The organism is Bacillus sp. 22-7 (assembly GCF_010628845.1).
GTDB classification, from domain to species: Bacteria; Bacillota; Bacilli; order Bacillales; family Cytobacillaceae; genus Cytobacillus; species Cytobacillus firmus_B.
In genome coordinates this window covers 62574-79077 of the sequence record NZ_NJQY01000031.1, presented here as the reverse complement: position 1 = coordinate 79077, position 16504 = coordinate 62574, and the positions used below count along the sequence as shown (strand labels likewise).

Below are 16504 nucleotides of genomic sequence, written 5' to 3'. Positions count from 1 at the left end.
ATCATGGCCAGAACTGCTGCTGACATAAACGAATCCCTGCAGCCTGTTCACTTAAAATCTATTAAATGGGGCTTTATTGGCTTAGTATTTGTTTTTCTTTGCCTGCTCGCTTCAATTGGACTTGGAGCCATATGGATCTCCCCTTCTGTTGTTTGGGACTCTTTTGTCTCTTTTCAAGCCGGCCAAATTGAACACCAGCTGATCAGGGAAGTGCGAATCCCGCGGGCATTGGCTGCTGCCCTAATTGGGGCAGCTCTTGCTGTTGCAGGCACTATTATGCAGGGCATCACACGCAATCCGCTTGCAGATCCTTCAATCATCGGCATTACCCATGGAGCCGGACTTGCCATCGCCATTTCGCTTGCATTTGTTTCAAGCGGATCCTACTGGATTCTTCTGATCTGGTCATTTGCAGGCTCTGCAGCCGGCGCCGTGCTTGTCCTCTCTTTTTCCATGATTTCAAAAGAGCGGATATCTCCTGTGACCCTGACGCTTGCAGGTGCTGCGTTAAGTACTTTATTCAGCGCTCTTTCCACGGGTATCGCCCTATATTTCCAGGTGGCGCAGGACCTGAGCTTCTGGTTTGCCGGAGGACTATCCGGAACCAAATGGCAGCATGTTTTTATATTGCTTCCAGCTGTTATCATTGGGATTCTGCTGTCCCTCTGGATCAGCCGCTCTCTGACTATACTGGCTTTAGGGGAGGAAGTGGCTGCAGGTCTCGGCCAATCTCAGCAGAAAGTCAGGTGGATCGGGCTCATTGCTGTTATTCTTCTATCTGGCGCAGCCGTTTCCATTGCAGGCGCAATCGGCTTTATTGGCCTAGTCGTTCCCCATATAGTCCGGATACTCATCGGATCTGATTACAGATGGCTCATTCCGTTAAGTGCCATTGCAGGCGCCCTTCTTCTCGTACTCGCCGATATAGGGGCACGGATGATCAATCCTCCATTCGAGACACCTGTCAGCGCAGTGACCGCCTTGATTGGCGTTCCGTTTTTCTTATATTTGTCCCGAAGGAAAAGGGGGTATATGTAATGGATTGGAAGCTTGCTTTAAGACAGTCCAAAACCTGGCTGGCAGCCTTTGTCTTTTTAATCATGGCCACCTTTATATTGAGCCTGTCCACTGGCGTGATGCCCATCCGTTTTTCTGAAATATTGAACACGTTAGCCGGCAGCGGCACCCCAAGGCAGGAGCTTGTTTTATATCAGCTGAGATTGCCGAGAATGGTCATTGCCATGCTGATTGGTGCCGGGCTTTCTCTATCAGGCAGCATTCTTCAGGGACTTTCGAGGAACTCCCTCGCGGACCCGGGCATTCTCGGAATTAATGCTGGCGCTGGACTGGCTGTCGTTTTTTCGATCTATCTTTTCGGACAGGAGAAAGGAAGCCTGCTCTCTGAACCTTTTTTCCTGCCCGTTTTTGCTTTTATCGGCGCTCTTGCCATAGCAGCTCTGATTTACCGCTTCTCATGGAAAGGGGGAATAGACCCGGAACGGCTTCTCCTTGTCGGTCTCGGATTTAATGCTCTATGCGGTGCTCTTCTGATGATTCTGCAGCTGAAAATGGATCCAAAGGATTTTCAGCAGGCAGCCATTTGGCTGACAGGAAGCATCTGGGGAACCGGGTGGCCTTATGTATGGGCACTGCTTCCATGGATTTTGATTCTTATACCGGCTGCCTTTTATAAAGCAAGGACCATGAATCTTCTTCAGTTTAAGCAGGAAGTTCCGGTTGCTCTTGGCTTAAAAGTGGAGTCCGAACGCCGCTTGCTTCTTTGCCTTTCTGCTGCCCTTGCAGGAGCATGTGTGGCCGTCGGCGGCGGAATCGCCTTTATTGGCCTGCTCGCTCCCCATCTGGCACGGCGGCTGTGCGGACCCAATTACTTCAGCAGTCTGCCATTGTCTGCACTGATCGGAGCAGCTCTGGTGCTCATGGCAGACATGATCGGCAAAAATCTTCTGGCGCCAGCCGATATTCCCGTCGGAATCGTCATATCGGTTATCGGTGCACCATACCTGATCTTCATGCTGCTGACCCGGAAAGGTTCCGGGATGAGGGTCTAAATTCAATAGAAATGCCCATTCAACAATCCCTAATGAATGGGCATTTCAGCTTTATTTGATTTCAGCAGGCTCTCTGTATTTTTTTTGCCCCAGCACATGATATACATCCTGACGGCTTTCGATAATAAATTCAGGCTTTGGCTTCCCGCGGTTCGCACGATGGCCAGCAAGATGTACATCGCTTGTTTCCCAAGCCTTCCATGCCTCTTCAGATTCCCAGCGGATCATAACAATAATTTCTTCCTCTCCGCTGCGCTGTTTTTTCTTTAATACATTTAAATCAAGAAAACCGGGCTGCTCTTCGATGATTCCTTCTCCCGCAAAGCGCTCCACCATTTTTTCCCCATGGCCCTCTTTAACCATAATTGTCTTTAATTGAATAAACATGCCTATTTCCTCCTCAGTTCTTTTTTGTTATTATAATTGATAACGATTTTCATTTTCAACTGTTTTAAAAAATAGATTCATTATTTTGTAAGTTTATAGTATCTTTAGATTAACGAAATTTTACTGAAATTGTGAGGCCGTTATATGTGGAAAAATAAAAATGTGTGGATTCTTTTAACTGGTGAATTTATAGCAGGGGTGGGCCTTTGGCTTGGCATTATAGGAAACCTCGAGTTTATGCAGGAAAGGGTTCCTTCTGATTTCCTGAAATCACTTATTCTTGCATCCGGTCTGCTGGCAGGAATTGCAGTCGGCCCCTTTGCCGGCAGAATTACAGACCAGCTGAATAAAAAAACTGTAATGCTCGGAGCAGGTTTTGTCAGGGCCATCAGTGTTATTTTTATGCTGATTGCTATTCAAACGGGATCTGTGTGGTGGATGGTTCTGTTCCTGGTTATGATTCAATTGTCAGCGGCCTTTTACTTTCCTGCACTGCAGGCAGCCATCCCACTTGTAGTTGCCGAGAAAGATTTGCTGCAGCTGAATGGTGTGCACATGAATGTGTCCACCCTTTCGAGGATATTGGGTACAGCATTGGCTGGTGTTCTGTTAGTCATTCTGCCATTATCCATGCTTTATATCGGGTCGCTGGTCGCTTACCTGGCTCTATTCGGATTAACCTGGTTTATGGACTTCGAGGAAAAAAGGGAACAGCAAGGCCCTGGAAAAGAGTCTGCGAAAAACAGTGGAGGATTCAAGGAGGTTTTCCCGATTATTAAAGGCCTCCCCATTGTTTTCATGACACTGATCTTAACGCTGGTCCCACTGCTGTTTCTTGGCGGTTTCAACCTGATGGTCATCAACATCAGCGAGCTTCAGGACAGTTCGTCCATTAAAGGGTTAATTTATACTGCAGAGGGAATCGGCTTCATGCTCGGCGCATTTATCGTCAAGCAAATCAGCCAAAAGCGTTCGCCTTATGCTATCTTATTTTTCTTCTCATTTGTCATTGGCGTCTCACAGCTCCTTCTGTACTTTGCGGATGTGCCCGTTCTATCCATTGCGGCCTTCTTTGTATTCGGATTTGCCGTTGGCTGCTTCTTCCCAACTGCAGCCACCATTTTTCAAACAAGGGTGCCAAAGGAATTCCACGGAAGATTCTTCTCCTTCCGAAACATGCTCGATCGTGTTATTTTCCAAATTGTGCTCCTGCTGACAGGATTCCTGCTGGATGCCGTCGGACTTCAGATAATGGTCGTGATTTTTGGCATTCTATCCTTAGTCATGACAGCTGCTTTCTTTGTTAAATTCAAGCAAATTCGGACAGAAGTACAAATAAAAGAAGAGATCAGTACGTAAAAAAGCGGCTCACATTATGTGAGCCGCTTTTTACTGCTATTTTGCCTTAGTTCCAGGCGTTTTTTTCGGTATATGTGCGGATAGCCTAATTTTATGTGCGGATAAGGTTTTTTCTGTGCGCATAACCCGGTTTTATGTGCGGATAAAAAAATTTATGTGCGCTTAAGTTTTTTGACCCTAGCGAACCAGCTGCTTCACCAATTCCCGGTTCCGCTTTTTAAAAACATCATTATGTGATGAAACCATCGCTGCCCCGGCTGCATCAGGTTCAATGTACTGCTTCGCTTTATTTACTGCATTCGCAGCATCCTGGAAGGCTCCCGCAATTAAATGAAGCTTGCCGTCATGCTTAAGAATATCGCCGGCAGCATATAGCCCTTCAACTGACGTCTCGCTGTTTGCGTTGCCTGCAATATAGAAATCTTCGAGCATTTTAATATTCAGATTGCTATTTTTCAAGAGTTCCGTATCCTGCTCATATCCATGATTAATCACCACTTCATCGATGGCAAGATATGAAACCTCTCCCGTTTCATTATTGGTCAATTCCACCTGTTCAATTTCCTCGTGATTTACGCCGGCAATTAATTTGGTGATGGACGTATGGTTAATGCAGATCACCGAACTATTCATCAGCTGTGAAACCTGAGCTTCATGGCCAGTTAACGCATCCCGTCTGCAAGTGATGTATATCTGCTTGGCAACAGGCTCCAATTCATTTGCCCAGTCTACTGCGGAGTTGCCTCCTCCTGACACAATAACCGTTTTATCCTTGAAATGCGCAAGAGACTTGACTGTGTAATTTAAATTGGAGACCTCAAAACGCTCTGCGCCTTCAATTTTCAGCTTTTGCGGCTTTAGAATACCGCTGCCAACGGCCACAATCACTGTTTTTGAAAAATGCTCTTCCCCTGAAGACCCTTTCAAAACAAAAAATCCTTCTTCATTCTTACTGATGGATTCCACCTTTTCATTTAGCACAACCGTCGGATTAAAGGTCAGCCCCTGCTCGACCAGCTGTTCAATCAGCTTTGCTCCCGGAGTAGGAGTCAACCCGCCGACATCCCAAATCATTTTCTCGGGATACACATGGATCTTTCCGCCCAGCTGCGGCTGAAATTCAATCAGTTTCGTTTTCATTTCTCTTAAACCGCTGTAAAAAGTGGAGTAAAGTCCAGCCGGGCCTCCTCCAATAACCGTTACATCATAGATCTCCATCTGCTTCATTCCCGTTCACTCCTATAACCAATTATTATTGATTATCATTCTCACTTCAACTATACGTCCTTTCTTCTTCTTTTACAATTAAATTTTTTTCTTAGATGTTTTCCTTTATATTCTATTGACAGAAAAAACAGATAGACTTATAGTAAAATAGAACCGACACTGATAATCATTATCACTTATTTAAAATTTATTCTTACATAAACGGAGGTTACATAATGGTCCGTCTATATACAGATGGCTTGAACATTGGGTATAGCGAACGACTAATTGTAAAAGATCTCAGCGTCCAGATTCCCGATAAGAAAATCACAACAATTATTGGACCAAACGGCTGTGGGAAATCAACCCTTTTAAAAGCCATTACCAGGATCATTTCCCATCAATCAGGCACTGTCATTTTAGATGGGGAGAACATTTCAAAGGAAAATACGAAAATCCTTGCCAGGAAGATGGCAATCCTGCCTCAAACACCTGAAAGTGCAAGCGGTTTAACAGTAGGCGAGCTCGTCTCATACGGACGCTTCCCTTATCAAAAGGGATTCGGAAGATTGACGAAAAAGGATTATGAAGTCATCGACTGGGCTCTTGAAGTGACAGGCACCAAAGAATTTAAATTCCGCCCTGTTGACGCTCTGTCAGGCGGCCAGCGCCAGAGAGTGTGGATCGCCATGGCACTTGCACAGGAAACCGATATCATTTTCCTTGATGAACCAACCACCTATTTAGATATGGCACATCAGCTCGAAGTTCTCGAACTTCTTCAAAAGCTGAACGAGGAACAGGAGAACACCATTGTAATGGTCCTCCATGATTTAAACCAGGCAGCCCGTTTTGCCGACCATATCGTCGCTCTAAAAGATGGTGAGATTGTTAAATCAGGAAGCTATGAAGAAGTCATTACACAGGATGTTTTAAGGAAGGTGTTCAATATTGATGCAGTCATTGGACGCGATCCCCGCACAAACAAACCAATGTGTATAACTTATAATTTACTAAAAGGAGAAAATCAACATGAAGAAACTTTTGATCCCATTTACGATCTTGCTGCTTCTGCTAATTAGCGCCTGCGGCAATACAGAAGAAAAAGATACAAGCTCGTCTGAACCAAAGGAAGATGAAAAATCCGGTACGATCACTTATGAATCTGAAACTGGACCGGTTGAGGTTCCAGCTGATCCTAAGAGAGTTGTCCTCCTTTCAGGCTTCACAGGAAATGTTATGCAATTAGGCGTAAATATCGTTGGAGTGGATACATGGTCTAAAAATAATCCTCGTTTTGAAGAACAATTGAAGGATGCTGAAGAAGTATCTGAAGATAACCTTGAAAAAATAATTGAACTGGAACCAGACTTGATTATTGCCTTATCTACTGTTAAAAACTACGATAAACTTAAGGAAATTGCACCAACTGTAACGTATACATGGGGTAAATTAGATTACCTTTCTCAGCATGAGGAAATCGGCAAGCTGCTTAATAAAGAAGAAGAAGCAAAGAAATGGGTAGCTGACTTCAAACAGCGCGCTGAAGCAGCCGGGGAAGACATTCGTGCAAAAATTGGCGAAGATGCAACCGTTTCTGTATTTGAAATCTTCGACAAACAGCTTTATGTTTTTGGCGATAACTGGGCTCGCGGAACTGAAATCCTCTATCAGGCAATGGACTTAAAAATGCCTGAAAAGGTTAAGGAAATGGCCTTAAAAGATGGCTACTATGCCATTTCAGCTGAAGTGCTTCCGGAATATGCAGGAGATTATATTGTTATAAGCAAATACTCTGATGCAGATCATTCATTCCAGGAAACCGATACGTACAAAAATATTCCTGCTGTGAAAAATAATCGTGTCTTTGAAATGGAAGGCAATGGCGCTTCCTTCAGTGATCCAATCACACTTGATGCGCAGCTGGAGTTCTTTAAAGAATCATTTTTAGGCAACTAATACGGCAGGAGGGATTCTTAATTTTTAGGAATTCCTCTTTCCTATTTAAAAAGACAGTTCCCCAATGGCAAAATAAACCCGAAGAAAGATGGAAGTACAATGACTAAAGAAGCTCAACCCTTCATTCCATTTATATATAAACTTGCAGCAAGCTTCATCCTTTTTGCCGGCATGTTTGTAGCTGCCTGTGTGTTTGGGGCAGCCGATGTTACGGTCAGAGATGTTTGGCTTGCACTAACCTCCAATGCTTCCGGAGAAAAAATCTCCATCATTCGTGAAATACGTCTGCCCCGAGAAATTGCGGCCATTTTTGTCGGAGCAGCACTTAGCATCTCTGGCGCCATCATGCAGGGAATGACAAGAAACCCTCTTGCTGATCCAGGCCTGCTCGGATTGACGGCCGGAGCAAATGCTGCACTTGCCATAACGCTTGTTCTTATCCCTTCAGCAAACTACATTGGAATTCTGGTCGCCTGTTTCATCGGTGCGGCTATCGGTGCAGGGATGGTTTTCGGCATTGGCGCCATGAAAAAAGGAGGCTTTTCTCCGATTCGAATCGTTTTGGCCGGAGCCGCGGTTTCTGCCTTCCTTTTTGCAATAGCTGAAGGGACTGGCATCTATTTTAAGATTTCAAAAGATGTCAGCCTGTGGACAGCAGGCGGGCTCGTCGGCACATCCTGGACCCAGCTGCAAATAATTGTCCCGGTTATCTCAGCAGGCATACTCGTATCCCTTTTTCTTTCCAAGCAGCTTACGATACTAAGCTTAAATGAAGAAGTGGCTGTAGGCTTGGGACAAAATACAACCCAGATTAAAGTCATCCTGTTTGTCTTAGTCACCCTGCTTGCAGGGGCAGCTGTGGCACTGGTCGGCAATATGGCATTTATCGGATTGATGGTGCCTCATATCGTCCGTGCTTTAGTCGGAACAGATTATCGTTTTATTCTTCCCATGTCAGCTCTCACAGGAGCGTCATTTATGCTTCTTGCCGATACACTCGGGAGAACTATCAATGCTCCTTACGAAACTCCTGTTGCGGCCATCATTGCCGTAATGGGGCTGCCTTTCTTCCTGTTCATTGTTCATAAAGGGGGTAAGGCGTTCTCATGATTCAGCCGGAATTAGTTAAAAAACAGCGAATTTTAATGGCCGTTTTATCAGTACTTATTATTGTTACCATTGTTATAGGAATGGGATTAGGCTATGCCTCCCTTTCATATGACCGGTTAATCCCGACCATCCTGGGACAGGGAACTTTTAAAGAGGAGTTTGTCTTATTTTCCATACGGCTGCCGAGGGTATTTATCACAGTGTTAGCCGGCATGGCACTGGCACTATCGGGTGCGATTTTACAGGGAATTACACGCAATGACCTGGCGGACCCAGGCATCATCGGCATAAATTCAGGTGCAGGGGTTGCGATCGCCGTTTTCTTTCTGTTCGTCCCTATTGAAGCAGGCACTTTCATCTACATGCTGCCGTTATGCGCATTTTTCGGTGCTTTGCTTACCGCTATCCTCATCTATGCTTTTTCCTATAAAAAAGACGAGGGGCTTCAGCCAGTAAAAATGGTTCTTGTCGGAGTCGGGTTTTCCATGGCGCTATCAGGTGTAATGATTGTCCTGATTTCCTCAGCTGAAAGAGAGAAAGTTGATTTCATAGCAAAATGGCTATCAGGGAATATCTGGGGAACGGATTGGCCTTTCATCTGGGCACTCCTCCCCTGGCTGCTAGTGCTTATTCCATTCACTTTATATAAGGCAAACCGTTTGAATCTATTAAGCTTAAGTGAGCCTGTCGCCATCGGCATAGGGGTATCCATTGAAAAAGAACGGATCATCCTTCTGCTTACAGCCGTTGCATTGGCAGCTTCTGCTGTTTCTGTAACCGGCGGGATTGCCTTTATCGGCTTAATTGCTCCGCACATGGCTAAAGCGCTTGTCGGACCTCGTAATCAGCTTTTCATTCCGATCGCTATTCTTTTAGGAGGCTGGCTTCTATTATTTGCCGACACGCTCGGCCGGAACCTGGCAGATCCTGACGGCCTGCCAGCCGGAATAATGGTTGCGATTATCGGAGCTCCATATTTTATGTATCTATTATTAAAGAAATAAAATAAGAAATGACGTGCCGGGCTGCACGTCATTTTTTATTGTTTATGTTTTTTTCTGGTATTACTGGGCAAATATATAGAGTCTCATCATTTAACAGTTTAATAGAATTGGAGGAATTTAGATGTTTTTTCATGTAAAGGAATTGCAATTTGAAGCAAAGCCGGAGCGTCCGGATCCCGTTTTTGCGAAAAAGCTTCAGGAATTGATTGGCGGCCAATATGGTGAAATGACCGTTGCCATGCAATACATGTTTCAGGGCTGGGCCACTCGCGGAAATGAAAAATATCGTGATCTTCTCCTCGATATTGGAACTGAGGAAATTGGACATGTGGAAATGCTCGCGACAATGGTTGCCAGACTGATGGACGATGCCCCTGTTAATCAGCAGGAAGAAGCAGCGAAGGATCCAGTCGTTGGCGCGATCATGGGAGGAATGAATCCCCAGCATGCCATTGTCTCCGGACTTGGTGCCCGTCCGGCTGACAGTGTAGGGAACCCTTGGATGGGCACTTATATTACAGCCAGCGGAAACTTATTAGCAGATTTCCGTTCAAACTTAAATGCAGAATCACAGGGCCGCCTGCAGGCTGCCCGTCTCTATGAAATGACTGATGATAAGGGCATTAAAGATCTGCTTTCCGTTCTGATTGCCAGAGACGCCTACCACCAAAACCAATGGGCTGCTGCAATTGCGGAGCTTGAAGAAAAAGAAGGCCTGCTCGTCCCAAGCACCTTCCCTCGTGAAAAAGAACGCACAGATATCGCATACACACTCTACAACCTATCAGCAGGCGAAGAAAGCAGCACAGGCAGATGGGCGCAGGGCCCTGCTCTTGATGGCCAGGGAGAATACAAATATGTAAGCAATCCAAAGCCTGAAGGGGACATGCCAATGCTTAAGCCTGCACCTCCAAATCTTCATAACACATTGCCAATGGATTAAAATACATTCAAAACAGGCTGATGCATTCAGCCTGTTTTATTCTTTCAATCAAACGTTTGATTGAATTGTACCGGTTATCCTCTTTTATTCAACATCTTCATTGACTTCCTTCAATTTTTTTATATGATAAAACCATCTCACCTTAAATCATGAATGGAATAATTTCCTTACATTCACACTGAACATTAAGGTTACCCTCACTATTAAAAGGGAATGAAAATAAGTGATTCATCCGCTGGAAAGGATTTAGTTTGCATGATTTATTTTTTTACCGCCGCACTGATTATATTTATTAGTTACGCAGTGTTGCCCACTGTACTCATACGATCTCTGAATTGGGGAATTGTAAAGGATATAACGCAGCCAAATTCCATTGCATTAACCTTTGATGATGGCCCAGATCCCCAGTATACTGCGAGGCTCCTGGATGTCTTAAAAAAGCATGAAGCAAAGGCAGCCTTTTTTGTTGTCGGGGAAAAAGCAGCCCAGCACCCATTGCTGATTAAAAGAATGCAGGAGGAAGGTCATACAATTGGAATCCATCATTACCGGCATATCTCAAGCTGGATCCTTTCACCGGGATCATTAAAAAAACAGCTGGAGCAAACAAAACAAATTATTGAAGAAACAATTAATGAAGACGTCTATTTCTACCGTCCGCCATGGGGCCACTTCAATTTATTCACACTTTGGATCGCAAGGAATTATAAGATTATTATGTGGTCGGGGATTTTCAAAGATTGGAAGATCAAGCATATAAGGAACACCCTTTCCGAGTCGCTGGCAAAAGAAACCGTGCCTGGCCGTATTTTTCTTCTCCACGACAGCGGTGAAACTCTTGGCGCCGACTCCAGTGCACCTGAACATATGATTAGCCATCTGGACGAGTATTTGCAGCAGGAAGCACTAAAAGGGATCCATTTTGTTTCTTTAAAAGAAGGATATCATCGCACATGAGTACTGAAACAATTATAGAATTTATTTCGTCATACGGGTATTGGATCATCTTTTTATTTTTATTTTTCGGGATTGTCGGCATTCCCGCTCCGGAAGAATCGCTACTATTCCTGATTGGCGTGCTAATTGGAAATCACAGATTAAGCTTTGCCGAATCTGCTGTGTGCGCTGAAGCAGGTGTGCTGCTCGGAATGCTTTCAGCCTATTGGATCGGTAAAAAAGCAGGTACTCCCTTTCTCAGAAAATATGGAAGATATATTGGGATCACAGAAAAAAGATGGAATACCGCACAGAAAAAATACATGGAAAATCATCGCTTTATGATATTTGCGGGTTTTTATATGCCGGGAATACGTCAGATTAGCCCTTATCTTGCCGGCATTTCACAAGTTCCTTTTCATCAGTATCTTCTATATTCTGCGGCAGGCTCCCTGAGCTGGGTTCTCCCTATAATTGCTGCGGGATACTTTGCAGGAAGCTTTTTTGATATTAATCCTGAATACGTGCCATACCTCGGGGTTTTATTATTAGCTGTATTCGTAATCTACATGCTCTTTAAGTATGCCAAAAACAAACTCAAGTGACAGAAAGGAGGGTATTATGAAAGTTCTCCTGCTCCCATTATTTCAATTCCCCACGGGACACTCAAAAGTTGCAAAAACACTTCAGGACCATATTGAAAGCCAATATCCTGATGCAGAAATCAAAACAGTCGATTTTCTTTCCTATTGCAGTGATAAGCTCGAAAAGCTGGTCTCAGGCATATATTTAAAAGGATTCCTTGGTGCCCCTTTCCTTTACAGGGCCTTATATTACACCATTATGTATAAACAGCATCCCTTTAAATTGCAGCCCGATTTACAGGTTCTATCCTATTATTTTGAAAGAAAAATGCAGAAGTTCCTTGATGAAGAAAATCCTGATTTAATATTTTGCACTCATTCTTTTCCATCCGGGATCATCAGTTCACTAAAGCAAAAGGGACGATACCGGGACATTACTGCGGTGAATGTTTATACGGATTTTTTTATAAATGATATATGGGGAAAACGGGGAATTGACTTTCATTTCGTTCCTCATAATGAGGCAAAGGAAAAGCTTATTAAAAAACACCATATTCCCGATGATCATATTTTTGTTACGGGCATTCCGGTTCATTCTGCCTATCACCTCCCGGTTCCATTTAAGAAAGATGACCGGATACGCCATATCCTGGTTGCAGGAGGAAACAGCGGCTTAGTAAACTGTAACTTTATCGAATCTATACAAAAGGTTCCGCATATTCGATTTCTGATCCTGTGCGGAAATAATGAGGAATTGTATAGCTCACTCAAAGCACTTGATTCAAAGCAGATCGAGCCCATTGGATATATTCAAAACCCAAATGAAATGAACCAGCTGTATAATAAAGCGGATGCTATTTTGACCAAACCAGGCGGAGTTACAATTAGTGAAGCACTGCAAAAGAAACTTCCGATTCTGGTCCATACCTCACTTCCGGGACAAGAGGAAATCAATTTGGACTATTTGCTTGAAAAAAATCTGGTGACTGTCATTTACGACAGGCAAATTACTGAACAGCTTAATAACGAAGAAGCTATACTTAGTCTAAGAAAACACATTGATTCTTATCTGGAAAAAGTCACTTGCCCATTGGACTATGCCATCTTCATTTCAATTAAAAGCACGGGCAGAAAAACGCCGGACACTGTTCATTCCTTGAGAGCCGTTCCAACTATCAAGTAAACCTTCAGGTCATTAAAATATATAAACAGCCTGGAATCTCCAGGCTGTCTTACATTTTCAATCAAACGTTTGATTGATTAATCCTTCTTCATAAAGAATATCCTCAATACCTGGGCCAATGCCCTGATCAGCTATGTCTTCCTCACAGCCAACTGAAAAATAGGTATACGAATAGTCATATCCATCTCCCTGTACACCGCCTGCTCCGCCATGTGAAATACAGCTGTCCGGTATAGGTTCACGCTTTCCCTTGTCATCCACATAATAGTACAAGTCTTCAATATACCCTTCACTTTGCGGTAAAGAGGTAATGGCATATCCCCTGTCATTCACCCGAAATACATCATACTCCCCTTCTGTCTCAGGCGCAGGAGCATTCTCTATTTCATGAACAATCCTCACCTGACCAGCATACCCTTTTGGAATCAGATAAAGGTCATGCGTTTTTTCTTCCAGATCTGCCTGCTGCAGCATCCAAAAGAACCCTGCCGGCAGCAGGCAGGCGATGAGAAAACCGGCTGTATTTAAGGTAATTCTCCTGCCTCCTGGCATCTCACGGTCCCACTTTCGCCACTCGTCAACTAAAAAGAAAAGAACCGCTGCAATTACTGCATAATAAGCAAACCCATCCATAATAAAATAAGTCACTGCAGCTAAAAAGGTATGAAAAAATGCAGATGCCGGGAATCGCCATACTGCCAGATTTCTGGTTAGAAACTCAGAAAGCAATGAAACCGGAATGCCGTATATAACATTTCCGAATAAACAGTACAAAAAAACCACGATCAGGAAAAAAGAAAACAGTTCCCCTTCTGAAAAGAAAAAGAGAAGCCAAAATCCAAAGGTAAAAAGAATGGAAGCCTGCAGGGCCGTTTTTATTTTTGATCCCAGCATTGAAATAAATTCCCTCCCTTTACATTGTGATTAATTTCACATATATACTAGCATACAAACAAGGCTATTCCCATACTCCCTATATAAATTTGCGCAGAAGGAATGTGGGGAGGCCTGCTCCCCTACCTGACAGACCCGGCCTCAATGACTTCTATTGCCCATTCAACTCCTTCTTCTGCCATTTTTTCCGAAGGGTTCGTGTGTGGTGTATATTCCATGACAAAAAACACATCCTCACATTTCTTTGCCAGAAAATCCATCAGTTTCTTTATTTTATGATGACGGCCATCATTCTCATGAGATGGATGCACAGGGACCCAGATATATTTATCGCCCTGGTATTCAACATTATGTAAATGAACAACTCTCACAAACTCGGCCCATTTTCCTATATAATTTATGGCCTTATCGTCCGTGGCTAATATATAATCCCCAATATCAACACAGAGGCTGAGGCCATATTTCTTCCATGTCTCTACAGGAAAACTGTCAAGATAATCGATTCCTGCTGGCGATTGCCTGAATCCTAATTTTGGTTCACACACGATCATAATCCCATATTTTTTCTGAAGAGCACTGAGTTTCTTGAGTCCCTCCTCAATGATCTCTGCCGGATTCCCACTTGCTTCCTTTTTAAAATAAGGAAAGTGCACCAATATGTATTCAGCACCAAGCCGGGACATCCTTTCCACTTCCGCCTCAAACTGGATCCAGGCTTCCTCTGGATTCATACTGACCTCTTCCAGAAGATCGTATTTGCTTTGTCCCCGGAAAAGAGGCGAATGAAGACCAAAGCTTTTGTTTGTTTTGCCCAGCAATTCAATAAAGCTTTGAAAGGATTCCTCATCTTGAAATTCCCCTATCTCAATATGCGGCAAATAACGTTTAAAAAGTTTATGAAACAGCTTGCTGTCTGACAAAATGACGCTTCCTGATACCCCTATTTTATGAACCATTATATCCCCTCTCTTATGAATGGTTATAACAATCTTATCATACCTTCATGTAACTTATTGGGAAATAATACCGTCTATTCAGTAAAATAGGTGAGGTGTACTTATGGTTAAAAAGGTATTTACTTCAATAATTGGAGTACTGTTATTTTTCATTCTTTTTTTTCGGGGTGGAATCATTCTGGATTCCATCGGCATTCATTTCGGAAATCCTTTTGCAAAGAAACTGGAGGTGCCCTCTGATTACTCACAGGCCGATTCAAATCAAAACGGCATTGCTGATCCGCTTGATATGGTCCAGACAGCCAGAAAAGAAGTGGAACAGCGCACGCCATATAAAAGTGCCTACTATGCGGGAGGCTATCCGCCCGATGGCGAAGGTGTCTGTACAGACGTGATTTGGAGAGGTTTCCAAGGGGCTGATGTAACCATAAAGGATCTTATTGATCAGGATATCGCCGAAAATACGGACTTGTATTCAAGAGTACAGGGCAAGCCTGATCCGAACATTGATTTCAGAAGGGTGCCTAACCAGAATATCTTTTTTAGCCGGTTCGCAAAGACATTAACAACAGAACTGATTCCAGGAGATGTTAAGAACCTTCAGCAATGGCAGCCGGGTGATATTGTGGTTTTCCTTTCTCCTAAATTCGACCATGTGGCTTTCATATCTGACAAACGGACTAAAGATGGCATTCCATACGTTATACATAACTCCACCCCATTTGCGGCAGAAGTAAAACTATCTTCTTTTAAGACTCCCATTACCGCTCACTACAGATGGGATTTTGAAAAAACGCCTGCACTGCCATAAAGCAGATGCAGGCGTTTTTCTTATTAAATAAGAAGGTATAAAATATTGAACTTCGATAACTCTCTAGCGCAAGCAGCCTGCCCCTCGAGGTGTCGGGGGTGAGCGAGTCGCTTACGTTTTCTATCTGACTGCTGCCGGATTGCCCGCTGGCCACTCTTCGCAGGTAAAAGCCATCTCCCAGAAGCCAAGCTCCAGCTGGCAGCTTTTTCGGAAAGCATCCTTCATCCGCTGCCTTTCCTCCGGTGATGCCGCTTCAGCAAGTTCATCCAAACGGTTTCTCATATTCATGGTTACAGCTTCGACTCTAAGGTTTGCATAAAAAGAAATCCACGGATAAAACGGATGGTTCTCATCTGGCTCATATTGCTTCATGAGCTCAAGCCCAATTTCCCAATAAGTCCATGGGCAAGGCAATAATGCAGCGAGTATTTCACCCATGCCGCCTGTATGGGCATGATACATCATATGCTTTACATAATGATCGGCTGTCGGCGGGAGCGGATATCCCTGCAATGCTTCGTAAGCCACCCCAATCTGCTGGCAAAAATTATGGTGGGGGTGTACTTCGCTGTTCAATACAAATTCTATCTGCTGGTTAAAGTATGCAATATCCTTACGTTCAGCTGACTTTGAAATCGCAATTCCGTAAATATGCATGAACGCATTCAAATACTCAAAGTCCGCTTTAATGTAATGAGCAAGCGCCTCTTTCGGCACATCCCCTCTCCCGATCCCCTGAACAAATGGATGTTCAAATATCAGCTGAAACAAATCTTCATTTTCCTTGCGCAGAATTTCTGAAAAAGTCATAAAAAATAGCCTCCTTAATTAAATACAGAAGCTGCCGGGGAAAAAGCATGAGGATATATAATGAGGTCCTCACTGCTTCCCTGCGCTGGCATTATCCAGATCAGGTTCCAAGGGACCAAGGAAAAGCTCCTTATCTCAGCCGTAGCGCCCCTAGCAGTTTTCTAACGTTATTTATTGTTTTTTACCGATTTTCTTACTTGTAGTTTTTAGTTCCTAAATTTGGGATTCCGCTTATAACTTTTGAAAATCGCTCATTAAGCCTGATTGTTATGCTGCTCTCTCCTAATCTACTT

At 43.7% G+C, this 16504-nt stretch carries 17 protein-coding genes and 1 riboswitch; of the genes, 12 read left to right on the top strand and 5 right to left on the bottom strand.

Annotated features, from left to right (window positions below; all coding sequences use genetic code 11):
• Positions 1-3 precede the first annotated feature (3 nt).
• The gene (locus CE058_RS20405) at positions 4-1038 is read left to right on the top strand and encodes a FecCD family ABC transporter permease (protein ID WP_163144876.1); all 1035 of its coding nucleotides are present in this window, start codon (positions 4-6) and stop codon (positions 1036-1038) included.
• Positions 1038-2069, top strand: coding sequence for a FecCD family ABC transporter permease (locus tag CE058_RS20400; protein WP_163144875.1), 1032 nt, complete (start codon positions 1038-1040; stop codon positions 2067-2069). Before CE058_RS20405 ends, CE058_RS20400 begins: the two co-directional genes overlap by 1 nt.
• A 51-nt stretch (positions 2070-2120) precedes the next feature.
• Here CE058_RS20400 and CE058_RS20395 read toward each other — a convergent pair whose 3' ends face one another.
• Positions 2121-2456: an antibiotic biosynthesis monooxygenase family protein gene (locus tag CE058_RS20395; protein ID WP_163144874.1), complete on the bottom strand. Its 336-nt coding sequence runs from the start codon at positions 2454-2456 to the stop codon at positions 2121-2123.
• A 144-nt stretch (positions 2457-2600) separates the two neighbouring features.
• On the opposite strand from CE058_RS20395, the gene CE058_RS20390 reads away from it, so the two are divergent.
• Positions 2601-3815 carry an MFS transporter gene (locus CE058_RS20390; protein ID WP_163144873.1) on the top strand — a complete coding sequence of 405 codons (1215 nt, stop codon included), beginning with the start codon at positions 2601-2603 and terminating at the stop codon, positions 3813-3815.
• A gap of 177 nt (positions 3816-3992) precedes the next feature.
• Here CE058_RS20390 and CE058_RS20385 read toward each other — a convergent pair whose 3' ends face one another.
• Positions 3993-5042 carry an NAD(P)/FAD-dependent oxidoreductase gene (locus CE058_RS20385; RefSeq protein ID WP_163144872.1) on the bottom strand — a complete coding sequence of 350 codons (1050 nt, stop codon included), beginning with the start codon at positions 5040-5042 and terminating at the stop codon, positions 3993-3995.
• A gap of 215 nt (positions 5043-5257) precedes the next feature.
• Between CE058_RS20385 and CE058_RS20380 the strand changes: the two genes are divergently transcribed.
• From CE058_RS20380 to CE058_RS20345, 8 genes are all read left to right on the top strand, one after another.
• Positions 5258-6103: an ABC transporter ATP-binding protein gene (locus CE058_RS20380; RefSeq protein ID WP_163144871.1), complete on the top strand. Its 846-nt coding sequence runs from the start codon at positions 5258-5260 to the stop codon at positions 6101-6103.
• Positions 6054-6980 (top strand): iron-hydroxamate ABC transporter substrate-binding protein, encoded by a 927-nt coding sequence (locus CE058_RS20375; protein WP_163144870.1) that lies wholly within the window; start codon positions 6054-6056, stop codon positions 6978-6980. The genes CE058_RS20380 and CE058_RS20375 overlap by 50 nt, the downstream gene beginning before the upstream one ends.
• A 99-nt stretch (positions 6981-7079) precedes the next feature.
• Positions 7080-8090 (top strand): FecCD family ABC transporter permease, encoded by a 1011-nt coding sequence (locus CE058_RS20370; RefSeq protein ID WP_163144869.1) that lies wholly within the window; start codon positions 7080-7082, stop codon positions 8088-8090.
• Positions 8087-9094 (top strand): FecCD family ABC transporter permease, encoded by a 1008-nt coding sequence (locus CE058_RS20365; protein WP_163144868.1) that lies wholly within the window; start codon positions 8087-8089, stop codon positions 9092-9094. The genes CE058_RS20370 and CE058_RS20365 overlap by 4 nt, the downstream gene beginning before the upstream one ends.
• 121 nt (positions 9095-9215) lie before the next feature.
• On the top strand, positions 9216-10037 hold the full coding sequence (locus CE058_RS20360; protein ID WP_163144867.1) for a manganese catalase: 822 nt from the start codon (positions 9216-9218) through the stop codon (positions 10035-10037).
• Between the two features lie 255 nt (positions 10038-10292).
• Complete coding sequence (locus CE058_RS20355; RefSeq protein ID WP_163144866.1) at positions 10293-10994, top strand: polysaccharide deacetylase family protein; 702 nt, start codon at positions 10293-10295, stop codon at positions 10992-10994.
• Positions 10991-11578 carry a DedA family protein gene (locus CE058_RS20350; RefSeq protein WP_163144865.1) on the top strand — a complete coding sequence of 196 codons (588 nt, stop codon included), beginning with the start codon at positions 10991-10993 and terminating at the stop codon, positions 11576-11578. Before CE058_RS20355 ends, CE058_RS20350 begins: the two co-directional genes overlap by 4 nt.
• Before the next feature lie 16 nt (positions 11579-11594).
• Positions 11595-12740 carry an MGDG synthase family glycosyltransferase gene (locus tag CE058_RS20345; protein WP_163144864.1) on the top strand — a complete coding sequence of 382 codons (1146 nt, stop codon included), beginning with the start codon at positions 11595-11597 and terminating at the stop codon, positions 12738-12740.
• A 57-nt stretch (positions 12741-12797) separates the two neighbouring features.
• Here the strand turns inward: CE058_RS20345 and CE058_RS20340 are convergent, their stop codons facing one another.
• A complete protein-coding gene (locus CE058_RS20340; protein WP_163144863.1) occupies positions 12798-13634 on the bottom strand; it encodes a DUF6843 domain-containing protein in 837 nt (278 codons plus the stop codon).
• A gap of 122 nt (positions 13635-13756) precedes the next feature.
• A complete protein-coding gene (locus CE058_RS20335) occupies positions 13757-14590 on the bottom strand; it encodes a TIM barrel protein (protein WP_163144862.1) in 834 nt (277 codons plus the stop codon).
• Between the two features lie 103 nt (positions 14591-14693).
• Between CE058_RS20335 and CE058_RS20330 the strand changes: the two genes are divergently transcribed.
• Positions 14694-15401: a DUF1287 domain-containing protein gene (locus CE058_RS20330; protein WP_163144861.1), complete on the top strand. Its 708-nt coding sequence runs from the start codon at positions 14694-14696 to the stop codon at positions 15399-15401.
• 120 nt (positions 15402-15521) lie between these two features.
• Here CE058_RS20330 and tenA read toward each other — a convergent pair whose 3' ends face one another.
• Positions 15522-16211 (bottom strand): thiaminase II, encoded by a 690-nt coding sequence (gene tenA, locus CE058_RS20325; RefSeq protein WP_163144860.1) that lies wholly within the window; start codon positions 16209-16211, stop codon positions 15522-15524.
• A gap of 60 nt (positions 16212-16271) precedes the next feature.
• Positions 16272-16373, bottom strand: a riboswitch (TPP riboswitch).
• Positions 16374-16504: the final 131 nt, after the last annotated feature.

What these genes read in the sequence shown, in the direction of transcription:
- CE058_RS20405 (WP_163144876.1), top strand. Translation starts at nt 4, where the DNA reads ATGGCCAGAACTGCTGCTGACATAAACGAATCCCTGCAGCCTGTTCAC.
- CE058_RS20400 (WP_163144875.1), top strand. Translation starts at nt 1,038, where the DNA reads ATGGATTGGAAGCTTGCTTTAAGACAGTCCAAAACCTGGCTGGCAGCC.
- CE058_RS20395 (WP_163144874.1), bottom strand. Translation starts at nt 2,456, where the DNA reads ATGTTTATTCAATTAAAGACAATTATGGTTAAAGAGGGCCATGGGGAA.
- CE058_RS20390 (WP_163144873.1), top strand. Translation starts at nt 2,601, where the DNA reads ATGTGGAAAAATAAAAATGTGTGGATTCTTTTAACTGGTGAATTTATA.
- CE058_RS20385 (WP_163144872.1), bottom strand. Translation starts at nt 5,042, where the DNA reads ATGAAGCAGATGGAGATCTATGATGTAACGGTTATTGGAGGAGGCCCG.
- CE058_RS20380 (WP_163144871.1), top strand. Translation starts at nt 5,258, where the DNA reads ATGGTCCGTCTATATACAGATGGCTTGAACATTGGGTATAGCGAACGA.
- CE058_RS20375 (WP_163144870.1), top strand. Translation starts at nt 6,054, where the DNA reads ATGAAGAAACTTTTGATCCCATTTACGATCTTGCTGCTTCTGCTAATT.
- CE058_RS20370 (WP_163144869.1), top strand. Translation starts at nt 7,080, where the DNA reads ATGACTAAAGAAGCTCAACCCTTCATTCCATTTATATATAAACTTGCA.
- CE058_RS20365 (WP_163144868.1), top strand. Translation starts at nt 8,087, where the DNA reads ATGATTCAGCCGGAATTAGTTAAAAAACAGCGAATTTTAATGGCCGTT.
- CE058_RS20360 (WP_163144867.1), top strand. Translation starts at nt 9,216, where the DNA reads ATGTTTTTTCATGTAAAGGAATTGCAATTTGAAGCAAAGCCGGAGCGT.
- CE058_RS20355 (WP_163144866.1), top strand. Translation starts at nt 10,293, where the DNA reads ATGATTTATTTTTTTACCGCCGCACTGATTATATTTATTAGTTACGCA.
- CE058_RS20350 (WP_163144865.1), top strand. Translation starts at nt 10,991, where the DNA reads ATGAGTACTGAAACAATTATAGAATTTATTTCGTCATACGGGTATTGG.
- CE058_RS20345 (WP_163144864.1), top strand. Translation starts at nt 11,595, where the DNA reads ATGAAAGTTCTCCTGCTCCCATTATTTCAATTCCCCACGGGACACTCA.
- CE058_RS20340 (WP_163144863.1), bottom strand. Translation starts at nt 13,634, where the DNA reads ATGCTGGGATCAAAAATAAAAACGGCCCTGCAGGCTTCCATTCTTTTT.
- CE058_RS20335 (WP_163144862.1), bottom strand. Translation starts at nt 14,590, where the DNA reads ATGGTTCATAAAATAGGGGTATCAGGAAGCGTCATTTTGTCAGACAGC.
- CE058_RS20330 (WP_163144861.1), top strand. Translation starts at nt 14,694, where the DNA reads ATGGTTAAAAAGGTATTTACTTCAATAATTGGAGTACTGTTATTTTTC.
- tenA (WP_163144860.1), bottom strand. Translation starts at nt 16,211, where the DNA reads ATGACTTTTTCAGAAATTCTGCGCAAGGAAAATGAAGATTTGTTTCAG.